At 45.0% G+C, this 14,922-nt stretch carries 13 protein-coding genes; 11 read left to right on the forward strand and 2 right to left on the reverse strand.

Annotated elements, in window-relative coordinates:
• Positions 1-229: 229 nt before the first annotated feature.
• Both KI743_RS18365 and KI743_RS18370 read left to right on the forward strand, forming a co-directional pair.
• The gene (locus KI743_RS18365; protein WP_285467646.1) at positions 230-730 is read left to right on the forward strand and encodes a helix-turn-helix domain-containing protein; all 501 of its coding nucleotides are present in this window, start codon (positions 230-232) and stop codon (positions 728-730) included.
• Positions 731-791: 61 nt separating this feature from the next.
• Positions 792-2,384: an ABC-F family ATPase gene (locus tag KI743_RS18370; protein WP_285467648.1), complete on the forward strand. Its 1,593-nt coding sequence runs from the start codon at positions 792-794 to the stop codon at positions 2,382-2,384.
• A gap of 104 nt (positions 2,385-2,488) precedes the next feature.
• Here the strand turns inward: KI743_RS18370 and KI743_RS18375 are convergent, their stop codons facing one another.
• Together KI743_RS18375 and fdhD are read right to left on the reverse strand one after the other, a co-directional pair.
• A complete protein-coding gene (locus KI743_RS18375) occupies positions 2,489-4,378 on the reverse strand; it encodes a methyl-accepting chemotaxis protein (RefSeq protein WP_285467650.1) in 1,890 nt (629 codons plus the stop codon).
• A gap of 306 nt (positions 4,379-4,684) precedes the next feature.
• Positions 4,685-5,518: a formate dehydrogenase accessory sulfurtransferase FdhD gene (gene fdhD / locus KI743_RS18380; RefSeq protein WP_285467651.1), complete on the reverse strand. Its 834-nt coding sequence runs from the start codon at positions 5,516-5,518 to the stop codon at positions 4,685-4,687.
• A gap of 333 nt (positions 5,519-5,851) precedes the next feature.
• On the opposite strand from fdhD, the gene KI743_RS18385 reads away from it, so the two are divergent.
• The 9 genes from KI743_RS18385 (at position 5,852) to KI743_RS18425 (ending at position 14,843) form a co-directional block, all read left to right on the forward strand.
• On the forward strand, positions 5,852-6,313 hold the full coding sequence (locus KI743_RS18385; RefSeq protein ID WP_285467653.1) for a DUF3305 domain-containing protein: 462 nt from the start codon (positions 5,852-5,854) through the stop codon (positions 6,311-6,313).
• Positions 6,303-6,905 (forward strand): DUF3306 domain-containing protein, encoded by a 603-nt coding sequence (locus tag KI743_RS18390; RefSeq protein ID WP_285467654.1) that lies wholly within the window; start codon positions 6,303-6,305, stop codon positions 6,903-6,905. The genes KI743_RS18385 and KI743_RS18390 overlap by 11 nt, the downstream gene beginning before the upstream one ends.
• 380 nt (positions 6,906-7,285) lie before the next feature.
• Positions 7,286-8,947, forward strand: a complete 1,662-nt coding sequence (locus KI743_RS18395; protein ID WP_285467656.1) for a 4Fe-4S dicluster domain-containing protein — start codon at positions 7,286-7,288, stop codon at positions 8,945-8,947.
• A 9-nt stretch (positions 8,948-8,956) separates the two neighbouring features.
• Positions 8,957-9,589 (forward strand): molecular chaperone, encoded by a 633-nt coding sequence (locus KI743_RS18400; protein ID WP_285467658.1) that lies wholly within the window; start codon positions 8,957-8,959, stop codon positions 9,587-9,589.
• Between the two features lie 76 nt (positions 9,590-9,665).
• Complete coding sequence (locus tag KI743_RS18405) at positions 9,666-9,866, forward strand: twin-arginine translocation signal domain-containing protein (protein ID WP_032549042.1); 201 nt, start codon at positions 9,666-9,668, stop codon at positions 9,864-9,866.
• Positions 9,867-9,876: 10 nt separating this feature from the next.
• A complete protein-coding gene (locus KI743_RS18410) occupies positions 9,877-12,732 on the forward strand; it encodes a formate dehydrogenase subunit alpha (RefSeq protein ID WP_150872433.1) in 2,856 nt (951 codons plus the stop codon).
• Positions 12,733-12,743: 11 nt separating this feature from the next.
• Positions 12,744-13,352 carry a formate dehydrogenase FDH3 subunit beta gene (gene fdh3B, locus KI743_RS18415; protein WP_032549044.1) on the forward strand — a complete coding sequence of 203 codons (609 nt, stop codon included), beginning with the start codon at positions 12,744-12,746 and terminating at the stop codon, positions 13,350-13,352.
• A 14-nt stretch (positions 13,353-13,366) separates the two neighbouring features.
• The gene (locus KI743_RS18420) at positions 13,367-14,443 is read left to right on the forward strand and encodes a formate dehydrogenase subunit gamma (protein ID WP_285467660.1); all 1,077 of its coding nucleotides are present in this window, start codon (positions 13,367-13,369) and stop codon (positions 14,441-14,443) included.
• On the forward strand, positions 14,427-14,843 hold the full coding sequence (locus tag KI743_RS18425; RefSeq protein ID WP_032549046.1) for a hypothetical protein: 417 nt from the start codon (positions 14,427-14,429) through the stop codon (positions 14,841-14,843). Before KI743_RS18420 ends, KI743_RS18425 begins: the two co-directional genes overlap by 17 nt.
• Positions 14,844-14,922: the final 79 nt, after the last annotated feature.

Raw genomic sequence — 14,922 nt, forward strand, 5'->3', positions numbered from 1 at the left:
GTGGTGTAGCATACTGATTATCAAAACTAAGCAGCGTCAACGGTCATCAACCAACGACGCACACAATAGAAATCTTTCTTGCAGTGGGCTATCAATCCGTTGTGAGTTGTATTTCTGAAAGGCACTGTTTATCGGGTGAGAGGCGGGATCGAAAGACCGTCCGGAGATGCTTAGTCTCTGATTGAGATACCCCGATACAGTGCCTTTCTACTTTATGGGACTAAGCACCATGAACATTTCTCTAAATCACATCACCGCAGCACAGAACGACGTTCTGAACCAGATCGTATACCTAGACGACCACTTCAAGAAAACTCATCAAATCGAGTGTTTCAGCCAATCTGTTAACCAGTTTATGCGCAAACTTGGTTACTGCCGTACGACCATCAAATCAGCTATCAAGAAACTAGAAGACCTAGGGATCATTTCAGTCGCCAAGAACCAAGGTTTCAAGGGCGCTAATCTGTTTTATGTTCACCTAGACAAACTCGAAGAACTCCGCAAGCAGTCACTAGAAGGTTGCTCTAATGCCACCGAGAAAGTGAAAAACGTATTCTGGCGTTACATGACCGACGCGGTATTTTCTGGAAAAACAGACCTATCAGAACCAGAGCAAGCGGGTGATTTTGCATCATACGCCCGTAACACATTCCAACCAGACTACTTTGTAGACCAAGACGACTACGCCGTCATAACTATATTGGATACTGCTATCAATGGATTAGGTTAGTTAAGGTGATGAATGTGTGATAGACTTCGCGCAATTTTGAACATCTGAACAACAAAGTCTTATGCTTATAACAAACAATATCACCCAACAATTCGGCGCGAAGCCACTTTTCGAAAATATTTCAGTGAAGTTCGGCGAAGGTAACCGTTACGGTCTAATCGGCGCGAATGGCTGTGGTAAGTCGACGTTCATGAAAATCCTTTCAGGTGAACTAGAGCCAAGCGCAGGTAACGTAAGCTACGATCCAAACGAGCGCGTTGCTAAGCTAAACCAAGACCAGTTCGCTTACGAAGAGTTCTCTGTAATCGACACGGTTATCATGGGCCATAAAGAGCTATGGGCTGTGAAGCAAGAACGTGACCGTATTTACTCGCTACCAGAAATGAGCGAAGAAGACGGCATGAAAGTGGCTGACCTAGAAGTTCAGTTCGCAGAGATGGATGGTTACATGGCAGAAGCGAAAGCGGGTGAGCTTCTTCTGGCGGTAGGTATCGAAGAGTCTCTTCACTTTGGCCTAATGAGCGAAGTTGCTCCAGGCTGGAAACTTCGTGTTCTTCTAGCACAAGTTCTGTTCGCAGACCCGCATATCATGCTGCTAGACGAACCAACGAACAACTTGGACATGGACACTATCCGCTGGTTGGAAGAGACACTAAACCAACGTAACTGCACAATGATCATCATTTCGCACGACCGTCACTTCCTAAACTCTGTATGTACTCACATGGCTGACCTTGATTACGGTGAGCTTCGCGTTTACCCAGGTAACTACGATGAATACATGACGGCAGCGACACAAGCTCGTGAGCGTCTACTGTCTGACAACGCGAAGAAGAAAGCGCAAATCGCTGAACTTCAAACGTTCGTATCTCGTTTCTCTGCTAACGCATCTAAAGCTAAGCAAGCAACGTCTCGTGCTAAACAGATCGATAAGATTCAGCTAGAAGAAGTTAAAGCATCTAGCCGTCAAAACCCGTTCATCCGTTTCGAACAGTCTAAAGAGCTGTTCCGTAACGCGCTTGTGGTTGAAAACCTATCTCAAGGTTTTGAAGAAGACCTATACAACAAGTTCGATGCGATCTTCGAAGTGGGCGAGCGTGTTGCAATCATCGGTGAGAACGGCGTTGGTAAAACAACCCTACTAAACACACTTGCTGGTGTACTAGAAGCGCGCACAGGTGAATACAAGTGGTCTGAGAATGCGAACATCGGTTACTACGCTCAAGACCATGCTCATGACTTTGAAGAAGACATGAACCTATTCGACTGGATGAGTCAATGGCGTCAAGAAGGCGAAGATGAGCAAGTAGTACGTAGCTTCCTAGGTCGTATGCTATTTGGCCAAGACGACATTAAGAAGTCAGTTAAGGTTATCTCTGGTGGTGAACAAGGTCGTATGCTTCTTGGCAAGATCATGATGCATAAACCAAACATCCTGCTAATGGATGAACCAACAAACCACATGGATATGGAATCTATCGAAGCTCTTAACTTGGCTCTTGAGAACTACAAAGGCACACTGTTCTTCGTTTCTCACGACCGTGTATTCGTAGACTCACTAGCTACACGTATCCTAGAGATCAAAGATGGTCAGATCCATGACTTCCGTGGTACTTACGCTGAGTTCCTAAAAGCGCGCGGCATTGACGGTTAATTGAACCTCTAACGCTACCTAAGCGACACAGGCTTATTAAAAAGCGCCTTTATCATTGCGATAAAGGCGCTTTTATTTGTGCTGAATTATTCGTTACAACAACACTAATATTTAAACTGGGCGACAATCTTATCCAGTTTAACGCTCACATTAGACACCTGCTCACTACAACGCACAGAGCCTGACACCACTTTATACGTATCGACGGATAAATGGGCGATATCTGTGATGTTTCGGTCAATCTCTGCAGAGACAACAGATTGCTCCTCCGAAGCGGTCGCAATTTGGCTATTCAAGTCAAACATTTCACCAACCTGCAGATGAATACCTTCAATCGCATTAACCACACCCTTGGTTTGGCGTTTAACGTGTTCCGTTTGATCTAAGCTCTCCGACATCTTAGCAACGGTTTTCTCAATCCCGCTGGTTAACCCTTGAATGGTGGTTTCAATTTGATGGGTAGAGTTGTTGGTCATGAGTGAAAGCTCTCTCACTTCCGACGCCACCACGGCAAAGCCTCTGCCATGTTCCCCAGCTCGTGCTGCTTCAATCGCGGCGTTGAGGGCGAGTAGGTTAGTCTGTTCTGCGATACCCTGAATCGTCGTAACCACTTGGTTAATCTCACGGCTCTGCTCTTCGAGATGGTCAATCAAGGTCTGAGACTCTTCGATGTTGGTAACCAGCACTTGAATGCTGTCATCGGTTGCGTGCGTCTCTTGCAGTGCATGATGAGCGTTTCCTTTGATTTTCTCAGCGCTCAGTGCAGCGTTTTCAATATTAGCGGCCACTTCATTACTAGTCATAACCAGCTCATTCACTGCCGTAGCTACCGATTCAGATTGTTGCTTTTGCTTCTCGGCGTTACTCATGCTTTTTTGCGCAGCTTGCTCTGAACTACAGGAACTGTCAGTAAGCACGGTCATAACTCCTGAAAGATCTTTGATGTTTGCATGTAGCTTACTAATGAACGCATCAAAGGAGTGGGAGAGTTGCGCCAGTTCATCGGTACCCTTAGCGTTCATACGCACCGTTAAGTCGCCATCACCATTGGCAATAGACTCCATCATTTGGTTGATTGCTTTGATACGAGTTAAAACACTTTTACCGATTAGTGCCAATAACGCCGATAAAAGAATAACGATGGCAAAGCCGAACAGATGCAGGGTATTTTTGGTATCAGAACTGGCTTGGCTTATTGCCGTGTTAATTTCCAGCTGGACTCCATTAATTGCTTTTTCAGCTTGATGAACGGTTCGACGAAGTTCTCCTTTCAGCCCCAGTTCCTCGGTCAGCCCAAGGCGCGTATTCGCCACGAGCAGCTTTTCGACGGCATCTCGGTAGTTCAAATACGCCTGTTTTGTCGTATCTGTATTCTGAGCATAGGGAGTAAACACATCTAATGCACCATCAAATGCGAGACTGGTTTGGTCATTGGTGTGGGCGAGATAGTGGAAATCTTTCTCTACTAACTCAAGCAATGCGAGTTCCAGTGTGAGATTCACCTCTTTCTCTACCGCATGTTTCAATTCATTTCGTCTTTTGTCTAAAACTGCAATCAAGCCAACAGAAGGATTAGGGTTTTCAATCGCGTTGACTTGTTGAACAATCTGACGAAATTGGTATTCGTAGCTCTCGATTGCTTGGCTGATTTTGGAGGTGTTGTCAGAAAGGTTTAACTCGTGGGAAATAAGCGTCTGATTCAAATCTAATAATCTTTGATCCAGTGTTACGGCGGTAGTATCAAAGCGCTCTGCGTATTTCTGTTCTTTCCTTGCTAGAAAGTCTTTCTCGTGCCTTCTGAGCATGAGTAGGTCGACTGAGCTTCTCAGATTCTCATTGGCGGCACGCTCAAGTGACTCCAGCCGGTCAAGGCTCATCTGTTCATATACGGCATAAACAAACACGGATACAAATAGCGTGATGTTGATAAGAATAAATTTACTTCGTATAGACAATGACAGCGAAGAACGCTGCTTTTCGGTTGACCTATCCATAGGCAACTCCTTTTAGCCGATGACGTTTTATATCTATCTGTTATTTATTTGAGTGATGTATTTATAAAAGATAGATATGTAACTAATAGCTTATTAAGGGAGTAACGCAAGGAATTGGACCAGTTTGGTAAAAATTTTACCCAAACAAGCTTAAAGAAGGCATATTAACAAGCTCTAATATGGTAAATGCCCTCAACAACACATTGATACTGAATACTTCTTATTAGTGTTCACGGCAATTGAGAGCATCAAATTACACCTAATTAGGCTTCGTTAGAAAAGAAACTACGGTGCTTTTTAAATACGTTATTCGCCGTGTTGGCTGCCTTTAACATCAAAGATAATCTTATCTGCACCTGTAAAGACTTGGAAGCGTAAACCTTTAGCACGAGCGATCGTAGTGATGCCAAACTTCTGAGCTAAGTCTAAGCCCATTTGAGTCACGCCTGAACGAGAGAGCAACACTGGAATGCCCATTTGAGCTACCTTAATCACCATTTCAGACGTCAAACGGCCAGTGGTATAGAAGATTTTGTCTGAGCCATCTTCCTGATTCAGCCACATTTCACCTGCCAGCGTATCTACCGCATTATGACGACCGACATCTTCAACGAAAGAGAGCACTTGGTCGTCTTTGCATACAGCACAACCATGGACAGCTCCTGCTTTTTTATAGGTGTCGTTATAGTGAGTTAACGCTTCAAGCGCAGTGTAGATTTCTGATTGCTTAAGCTTGGTTTGAGGCACTTGGTAATTTTCCAGCTGCTTCATTACGTTGCCGTACATAGTGCCTTGACCACAACCTGAGGTGACGGTTTTCTTTTTAAGCGCACTCTCCAACTGGCTTGTATCTTCTTTCGTTACAACCGCCGCTGAACTGGTTTCCCAATCAATGATGATTGATTCAATCGCTTCAGGGTCAGAAAGGAAGCTTTGGTTCTTCAAATAACCTAAGACTAATGATTCAGGACGTGAGCCCAAAGTCATCAGAGTCACGATCTCTTTCCAGTTAAGCATGACGGTTAGAGGGCGTTCGCAAGCAATCTGTTTTGTTAGCTTTTCGCCATACTCGTCGAACACTTCCACTTCAATGGTTTGTAGAGGGTTTTCACTGGTTTTAATAATGTTTGGTTTAACCACTTTCATATCCTAGTTGTGTATACGCTCATCACGCGTTTTGACGTTGACGGTTTAGGCGTTATTTTTGAAGCTCGCGGAGGGTGTCGGCTTCTTTGTCTTAATGCTTAAAGCAATTCTTATTCCAAAGCGCTCTTTATCTCAAATTATTCGGATGATTACCTTTACTTAGCGCAAAAACTGTCACATCGGTCTAACCTGAACAGAGACTTCGCCTATTTTGGTGGTGCTATGGCGTGGTTATTGCTTGGTTGTAGTAAACCAAAGATTTTGTGATGTTGTAAATAGAACAAAATGTCCTATTGGTAGCGACTTCAAATAACAACTGGATGAGATATGTCGGAAACTAAAGAACTAGAACAACAATATGAGAAAACCGAGACATCTTGGTCGATAGGCGTTCATCGCATCGAGAAAGAGATCAAAACGGGCATGTGGACGACCACACAATGGGAACTTGCAGGGTTTGAACTATCCCCAAACAGTGACTCAAAAGATGTGTGTCTACTGCAACTGCATAAAGATGAACGTACAGACTATCGATTCAACCTTAGTTCACAACAACCCAAGCTTTTCTTGGTAATGGATAACGTCGATTCAGGTGTACCTATTATCCAATTGCTGACAGCCTCTCAAACTGTCGCAGGTCAGTATATGGATGGAGATAATCAGGTTCTTTCGTTTGATATGCCTTTACCTGTTCAAGCTTGGATGGAGGCCTTCATTGGTCGCCATGGCGAGCTGTTAGAAAAACGTCGTAAGAAACGTAAAGGAGCAGGGCGCGCAAATGGCAACTAGTTTCTTTAGTCGTTGGTCACAGCGTAAGTTAGATGGAGACAAGGCCACAGACGTTGCGACAGAAGAGTCAGTTAACGCTAACACTGATGCTCAACCTTCTGAATTCACAAGCGTTAATGACCTAGATCCTTCGGTTCATTCAGAACAAACAACCGCGGATGTTTCTAGTGGAACTCTTGATGATTCGGTAAAAAACGTTGAAGGGGAGTCTCCTTCTGTTGCTCAGCTGCTGGTATCTGAGGCATCGGAGAGCGTCAAAAAGGCTGCACTAAGAAAGCTGTTCTTATCTGAAGAGTTCAACGTTCGTGATGGCTTAGATGACTATGATGATGACTACAGCAATCTCAAGTCTCTTACTGAAGGCGTTGCTGATACGTTAAGAGACTGGGTAAAAGATACCGTCGAGGATAGTGAGCCTGTCACTACTAAAGCTCAAGATGAGTCAACTTCGACCGGTGATACCTTAGAACAAGAAGTAGCCGAAACAGACCAAGAAGAAGCTCCACAAGAAGCGGGCGATGTTTCTGAAAACGAACCTAAAGATGCCCTCAATTCAGACACTGAGAAGGTTGAAAAGTCTCCCAAACAATAGTAACTGTATAAATACACAGTTACTCATAAAATCGGTACTTCATCTGAAAGTATGAGTCTTTAACTGGGACAAAATATACCACACAAAGAATAGGTACATTTTGACTAAACACTCAATGAACCGACTGAGACAAATTGTCCCAGTCGGTTTTTTTGTCCTTATTAAATAGCAATAAATAACATAAACCATTGAAATATAATCAAAATAAAGTTGGCATATACATTGCTATAAACAAGCATAATCAACAGGTTAGTAGATTGTTTCATTATCGATGCTGAAATACGACACATCATTAATTGAGCAATTAATCAGCATTCTATACGAGGCTGACTACAATCAAGGTTGAGCAGATTATCCATGACGCTATATGGAACTGAGCAATGCTTAAAGAACTATTAAAAGAAGCAACAACAAATAATGGTAAAGCGCGACTCTATGCTTTTGAAAATACCGTAGAGTTAACCAACCTTATTCCACCAACTGTAAGTTATGAAAGTGGTGGAAATACCCTAATCATAGGGCCAACTGCAATCATTGAGAGCGCGGCTGCGCAGTTACCTCAATTGACTAGCCTTACCTTGCTGTCAACCGATGGAGAGAAGGGTTCAAACAGTGAACTCTATTTCGCTAATTCTGTTCAGGTATCAGGTTTCCTAGGTACGTTTGAAGTAGTTATTGAAAACCGTGGGACGACGAGCAATTTAGCGAAAGTTGCGATTAATCACGATTGCTTTGATGTTGTGTTAGACCTATGCCTAAACAGCTGTATGACTGAAGAAGTTCCAGTTCCGGGTTACTACCCAGTTGGACGTGGCTATCCGAAATTGGCTGAAGCACTAGAAGAGATCCCAACGCTAATGGGGACTTTCGATAAGCCAAAATTCTTCCGTTTAGATACTGATTTGTGTGCGCATAGCTCTCGTGGCGTTAAAGGCTGTGAGCGTTGTGTTGATGCTTGTCCTGCAGGCGCGCTATCAAGTGAAGGTACAGACAAAACCGGTCATCGCATCGAAATTAACCCGTACCTTTGTCAAGGCGTGGGTACTTGTGCAACAAGCTGTCCAACTGAAGCGATCAGTTACGCACTTCCTAATCCAGATGACACTCAAAAATTCATTGAACGCACGTTAGCCAACTATGAGAAAGCAGGGGGGCTAGACCCGATCGTTCTGATTTGTAGCTCACGTCATGAAACATATAACGTGATGGCACTTAAAGCACTTCCAGACAATGTTATTCCGATTGTTGTTGAAGAGCTTCCTTCTGTAGGCATTGATACGTGGTTTGCAGCTTTAGTAAATGGTGCAACTCAGGTTCTGTTTGCAGCGTCTCGCTTTATGCCCGAAACCATTATTCGTGTTCTTAATAACGAAGTCGGTATTGCTCAAGAACTGTTGGATCAAATTGGTGTAGCAAAAGAGACCGTAGATATCCTTTACCTTGAATCTCTTCGTGAAGGTGCACCTACACTTTGTACCGATTCGTTTGATTTGGCACTTGGCGACCTTCAAGGAAATAAGCGCCAGCGCCTATTTACTGCTCTAGATGCACTAAGCACATCACGAATCCCTGTCGAAAATATTGTTGAGCTTCCATCGAACGCACCTTACGGCAACGTTTCGTGTGAAAGCAAAGACTGTACGTTGTGTATGAGTTGTGTGGCGGTATGTCCAACTCGTGCACTTCATACCGATGGCACATCTCCATCTCTAAAATTCATTGAGCAAGATTGTGTTCAGTGTGGCCTTTGTGAAAAAGCATGTCCTGAAAATGTTCTGACTCTAACGCCTCGTATGAATTGGGTGAAAGAGGAGCGTCAGAAGGCCGTTGTGATCCATGAAGAGAAAGCAGCGGAGTGTATTCGTTGTCATAAGCCTTTTGCTCCTCAATCTATGATTGATATGTTGCAAAACAAGTTACGCGGTCACTCTCATTTTTCAGACGAAGCAGCGATCAATCGTATTGCTATGTGTGAAGACTGCCGTGTCATCGATATGTTCGATTCAATGGCTCAAGACCCATTGAAACAACTGAAATACTAGGAGTTGGCTTTGGATACTCATTCAGAACAAGAACAAACATTAAGAACAGATATCTACCTAGTTCTATCCGCACTATTTCGTAGTGCTCCAACAGAAGAGATGATCGACTTTTTAAAATCTCTAGAAATTGAAGAGTCGGAAAGTGCTATGCAGAAAGCGTGGATTGCGCTTCAACAAGCCGCAATTCAATCTAAACGTGAAGCACTAGAAGACGAATACCAAGACCTTTTCATCGGTATTGGCCGTGGTGAAGTTATGCCTTTTGGTTCATGGCATATGACTGGCGCAATGATGGAAAAGCCACTCGCTGAGATCCGACACGATCTTGAGCTTCTTGGTATTGAGCGCGACGAAAACGTAAAAGAGCCAGAAGATCATATTTCAGCTCTTTGTGAAGTCATGGCGATGCTAACCGGTGAAGAAGAAGAGCTTCAACAAGTTGTTTTCAATAAACATATTGCACCTTGGTTTGAATCTTTCACTCGTCAAACGGAGAGTGCGGAACACGCCAACTTTTACAAGCCGGCCGCTCAGCTATGCCAAGCATTCCTATCGCTAGAACAAGTTCGTTTTAGTGTGAATACCAAAAGCAGTAAGCACAAATCAAAAATTGATGTGAAAAACGTCACTGATTACGAGTAATCGAGCAGTACTCGATCATATCGATAGAGGGGCAGTAAGCCTCCATAAAGATCTACCGTAAGGTAAGGAAGCAATGATGAAAGATAATAAAGAAGTAAATACAAGCCGTAGGGACTTACTCAAAGGCTTAACAACTGCAGCCGTAGCGGGTGCTGTTGTCGCTGGAACTTCAACAGTGGCATCAGCAGCTGAAACGCCTGACCTTTCCAAAAAAGACGTGAAGAAGACTGGCTACCGTGAAACGCAACATATTCGCGACTACTACGACACACTATAGGGGATAAAGGATGAAACTAGTCAAACGCTCCGATAGTGTGAGCAAGGAAACCAATCAGCTCGGCGTATCTCGTCGTGCATTCATGAAGAACACTTCATTGGCTGCTGGTGGCGCTGTAGTAGGTGCAAGCCTATTTGCTCCAGGTATGATGAAGAAAGCACAAGCGAAATCGGTTGATCCAGATGCGAAAACTGAGATCAAACGTACGATCTGTTCTCACTGTTCTGTGGGTTGTGGTATCTACGCTGAAGTTCAAAATGGCGTATGGACTGGCCAAGAGCCGGCATTTGACCACCCATTCAACGCTGGTGGACACTGTGCGAAAGGTGCAGCACTGCGTGAGCACGGCCACGGTGAACGTCGTCTTAAGTACCCAATGAAACTGGAAGGCGGTAAGTGGAAGAAACTTTCTTGGGATCAAGCAATCGAAGAGATCGGTAACAAAGCGCTTGAGCTGCGTAAAGAGTCTGGTCCTGATTCGGTTTACTTCCTTGGTAGTGCGAAACACAGCAACGAGCAAGCTTACGCATTCCGTAAAATGGCGTCACTTTGGGGCACCAATAACGTCGACCACCAAGCACGTATTTGTCACTCAACCACAGTAGCAGGTGTAGCGAACACTTGGGGCTACGGTGCAATGACTAACTCGTTCAATGACATGCACAACTGTAAGTCGATGCTATTCATTGGTTCGAACCCAGCAGAAGCACACCCAGTCGCAATGCAGCACATCCTGATCGCGAAAGAGAAAAACAACTGTAAGATCGTTGTTGCGGATCCTCGTCGTACTCGTACGGCTGCAAAATCAGATCACTACGTATCACTTCGTCCGGGCTCTGACGTCGCGTTTATTTGGGGCGTGCTATGGCATGTGTTTGCAAACAAGTGGGAAGACAAAGAGTTCATTCGCCAACGTGTATTTGGTATGGATGAGATCCGTGAAGAAGTCGCAAAATGGACGCCAGCTGAGGTTGAGCGCGTAACGGGCGTATCTGAAGCGGACGTTTACCATACAGCGAAACTCCTTTCTGAAAACCGCCCTGGTTGTATCGTTTGGTGTATGGGTGGTACTCAACACACCACAGGTAACAACAACACTCGTGCTTACTGTGTACTTGAACTTGCACTAGGTAACATCGGTAAATCAGGCGGCGGCGCTAACATTTTCCGTGGTCACGATAACGTACAAGGCGCAACTGACCTTGGCGTACTATCAGACACACTTCCAGGTTACTACGGTCTCTCTGAAGGCTCATGGCGCCACTGGTCGAAAGTTTGGGATCTAGATTTTGACTGGGTGAAAGGCCGTTTCGATGACAACGCTTACGGCGGTCAAAAACCAATGAACAGTGCGGGTATCCCTGTATCTCGTTGGGTGGATGGTGTTTTAGAAAACAAAGACAACATTCGCCAACGTGAAAACATTCGCGCAATGTTCTACTGGGGTCACGCGGTGAACTCTCAGACTCGTGGTCCTGAAATGCAGAAAGCGATGCAGAAGCTGGATATGATGGTTATTGTTGACCCATACCCAACCGTTGCAGCGGTAATGAACGATCGTACTGATGGCGTTTACCTACTTCCAGCGACGACTCAGTTCGAAACTTACGGCAGTGTTACGGCATCAAACCGTTCGCTACAGTGGCGAGACAAAGTGGTTGATCCACTGTTCGACTCTAAGCCTGACCACGAAATCATGTACCTACTTTCTAAAAAGCTAGGTTATGCAGACCAGTTGTTTAAAAACATCCGCGTTGAGAACAATCAACCACTGATTGAAGACTTAACACGTGAGTTTAACAAAGGTATGTGGACGATTGGTTACACCGGTCAAAGCCCTGAACGTATCAAAGAGCACCAACAAAACTGGCACACATTCCACAAAACAACGTTGGAAGCGGAAGGCGGCCCAATTCACGGTGAAACCTACGGTATGCCTTGGCCATGTTGGGGTACACCAGAGATGAAACACCCTGGTACTCATATCCTTTACGATACATCTAAGCCTGTTGCAGAGGGCGGCGGTAACTTCCGTACCCGTTTTGGTGTTGAGTTCGAAGGTAAAAACCTACTGGCAGAAGACAGCTATTCGAAAGGCAGTGAAATCAAAGACGGCTATCCAGAGTTCAGTGACAAGCTTCTGAAACAACTGGGTTGGTGGGACGATCTAACAGCCGAAGAAAAAGCGGCTGCTGAGGGTAAGAACTGGAAAACCGACCTATCTGGCGGTATCCAACGCGTTGCGATTAAGCACGGCTGTATCCCATTTGGTAATGCGAAGGCGCGTGCGGTTGTTTGGACATTCCCAGACCGCGTACCACTTCACCGTGAGCCGCTGTACACGCCACGTCGTGACCTAGTAGCTGACTACCCAACTTGGGACGACAAAGAAGCGATCTTCCGTGTACCAACCTTGTACAAGTCGATTCAAGAAGAAGATAAGTCTGGCGAGTACCCAATCATCCTAACCTCTGGCCGTCTGGTTGAATACGAAGGTGGTGGTGAAGAGACTCGTTCTAACCCTTGGCTTGCTGAACTTCAACAAGAGATGTTCGTTGAAGTTAACCCGAAAGACGCAAACGACATCGGCTTTAAAGATGGCGATGATGTTTGGGTTGAAGGTGCAGAGAAAGGCCGTATTAAGGTGAAAGCTCTTGTCACACGTCGTGTGAAGCCTGGTCTGGCATTTATTCCATTCCACTTCGGCGGTAAGTTCCAAGGTGAAGACCTACGTTCTAAGTATCCTGAAGGCACTGACCCGTATGTTATTGGTGAAGCTGCAAACACAGCAACCACGTATGGTTATGACCCTGTAACGTTGATGCAGGAAACGAAAGTAACCCTTTGTAACATTCGTAAGGCTTAAGGAGTCCAATAATGGCTAGAATGAAATTTCTTTGTGACACTAAGCGTTGTATCGAATGTAACGGCTGTGTCACTGCATGTAAAAACGAAAACGATGATGCTCTAGAGTGGGGTATCCAACGTCGCCGCGTTGTAACACTGAACGATGGCGAACCGGGTGAAAACTCTATCTCAGTTGCTTGTATGCACTGTACTGACGCGCCTTGTATGGCGGTATGTCCTGCAGACTGTTTCGAGCACACTGAAGACGGCATCGTACTTCACAACAAAGATCTGTGTATCGGTTGTGGCTACTGTCTATTCGCTTGTCCGTTTGGCGCACCACAATTCCCTAAACAGGAAGCATTTGGTGAGCGCGGTAAGATGGACAAATGTACATTCTGTGCAGGCGGTCCTGAAACTGAAGCGGGCTCTGTTGAAGAGCGTCAGAAGTACGGTGCGAACCGTATTGCTGAAGGCAAGCTGCCAATGTGTGCATCACTATGTTCAACTAAAGCACTACTAGCGGGTGACGCAGAGAAAGTCTCTGATGTATTCCGTCAACGTGTTGTAGAGCGTGGCGCAAAAGGCGCGGGTTGGACCAATGGTAACGACCTATCTTACGATGCGACTAAGAGCTAAGTAGGGAGAGACGTATGCTTTCATTGTTAAAACGTCTCTCATTTGTCGTGCTGCCGTTATTGGCAGCACTGACAATGCTGGCTCCAATGAGTCACGCTGCTGAGACGAAAGCGAATACCGCAGAGCGTGAGATGACCCAACTTGCGGGTGCAGACTTTTGGCGACAAGTGCGTGAAGGTGAGACAGGATACACAACGTCTCAATCTGCTGAGCACGGCATGCTGATCAGTACTCCTGGACAAACGTGGTACATCTTAAAAGAGAAGTGGATGTCTCCGGCAGGCGCAGTTGCTATCTTCGGTAGTATTGCCTTTGTTACTCTGATGTACATTGTGATTGGTCCACTGATGTTAAGTGCACCGAGAACAGGGCGTAAAATAAAACGTTGGTCTCGTTTAGACAGAGCGCTCCACTGGAGCATGGCGTTTACCTTCCTAACTTTGGCCTTCAGCGGCTTAATGTTGGTTTATGGTAAGCACTTCTTAAAGCCTTATATCCCAACGGATTTGTGGGGCTTTATCATCATGCTCGCTAAGCAATACCACAACTACATCGGTCCAATTTTCTATGTACTGCTAATGTGCGTACTAGTGAAGTGGTGGCGTAAGTCTATCTTCAAGATGGTCGACCTTAAGTGGTTTATGAAGCTTGGTGGTATGGTTGGTAAGCATAAAGGCTCACACCCGTCAGCAGAGTTTTCAAACGCTGGTGAAAAAGCACTGTTTTGGTTACTTATCGTTGTAGGTACCGTCGTTGCGATCAGTGGTTTAGTTCTAGACTTTCCAATCTTTGGTCAAACACGTCGTGATATGGAGCTTTCTAACTTAGTTCACATGCTAGCGGCACTGATCCTTATCTGTGGCTTTGTGTTCCACATTTATATCGGCCTGTTTGGTATGGAAGGGGCGTTAGAAGGTATGGTAACGGGTGAAGTTGACGAAACTTGGGCTAAAGAGCACCACGACCTTTGGTACGAAGAAGTCATGGCTAAAGAGAAACAGGAAGCACTACAAGGTGACACAACTGGTTCGAACACAGAAAATGTCTCGCAAACAGCAAAAGAGGTAAAGCCGAATGAACAAACCTCATAAAGGTATTTGGGTTGCTTACATACTAAGTTGCTTTACGCCATTTACCTGCCTGATTTCGGGTGTGATCGCTATTGTCTATGCGGGTTATCGTCTAGACAAAGGAGAGGATGGGGAGGTCATTGACTCCCATTACTACGGTTTAATCCGTACTTTCTTCCTGAATCTGACCTACTTTGTGGTATTGATCGTGACTGTTGCAACATCAAATGGCGTTTTGAAAGGTGTAAACGACTACTGGTATAAGAGTCATTTCATCGATGAGATTGCATACTACATCCCTTACGTGGGTATGTTGTTTGGTGCTATTGCCATCGTGGTTTGGTTTATTCGTATGTACCAAGGAATGACCCGCTTGAAGCAAGGTTTGCCACAAAAAGCTTCAACAGGACCAAACTTATAACAACACTCTTAAGTTGTTCTATTTGAAACCCAGCTCTTTGCTGGGTTTTTTATTGTCTGCTTTCTAAATCCTCTAAGCT

The organism is Vibrio sp. D420a, from assembly GCF_030248625.1.
GTDB lineage: Bacteria > Pseudomonadota > Gammaproteobacteria > Enterobacterales > Vibrionaceae > Vibrio > Vibrio fortis_A.

Bases quoted from the DNA above. Each gene is read 5' to 3' on its own strand.
- KI743_RS18410 (WP_150872433.1), top strand. From the start codon at position 9,877: ATGAAACTAGTCAAACGCTCCGATAGTGTGAGCAAGGAAACCAATCAG.
- KI743_RS18395 (WP_285467656.1), top strand. From the start codon at position 7,286: ATGCTTAAAGAACTATTAAAAGAAGCAACAACAAATAATGGTAAAGCG.
- KI743_RS18405 (WP_032549042.1), top strand. From the start codon at position 9,666: ATGAAAGATAATAAAGAAGTAAATACAAGCCGTAGGGACTTACTCAAA.
- KI743_RS18385 (WP_285467653.1), top strand. From the start codon at position 5,852: ATGTCGGAAACTAAAGAACTAGAACAACAATATGAGAAAACCGAGACA.
- fdh3B (WP_032549044.1), top strand. From the start codon at position 12,744: ATGGCTAGAATGAAATTTCTTTGTGACACTAAGCGTTGTATCGAATGT.
- KI743_RS18375 (WP_285467650.1), bottom strand. From the start codon at position 4,378: ATGGATAGGTCAACCGAAAAGCAGCGTTCTTCGCTGTCATTGTCTATA.
- KI743_RS18420 (WP_285467660.1), top strand. From the start codon at position 13,367: ATGCTTTCATTGTTAAAACGTCTCTCATTTGTCGTGCTGCCGTTATTG.
- KI743_RS18370 (WP_285467648.1), top strand. From the start codon at position 792: ATGCTTATAACAAACAATATCACCCAACAATTCGGCGCGAAGCCACTT.
- KI743_RS18390 (WP_285467654.1), top strand. From the start codon at position 6,303: ATGGCAACTAGTTTCTTTAGTCGTTGGTCACAGCGTAAGTTAGATGGA.
- KI743_RS18425 (WP_032549046.1), top strand. From the start codon at position 14,427: ATGAACAAACCTCATAAAGGTATTTGGGTTGCTTACATACTAAGTTGC.
- KI743_RS18365 (WP_285467646.1), top strand. From the start codon at position 230: ATGAACATTTCTCTAAATCACATCACCGCAGCACAGAACGACGTTCTG.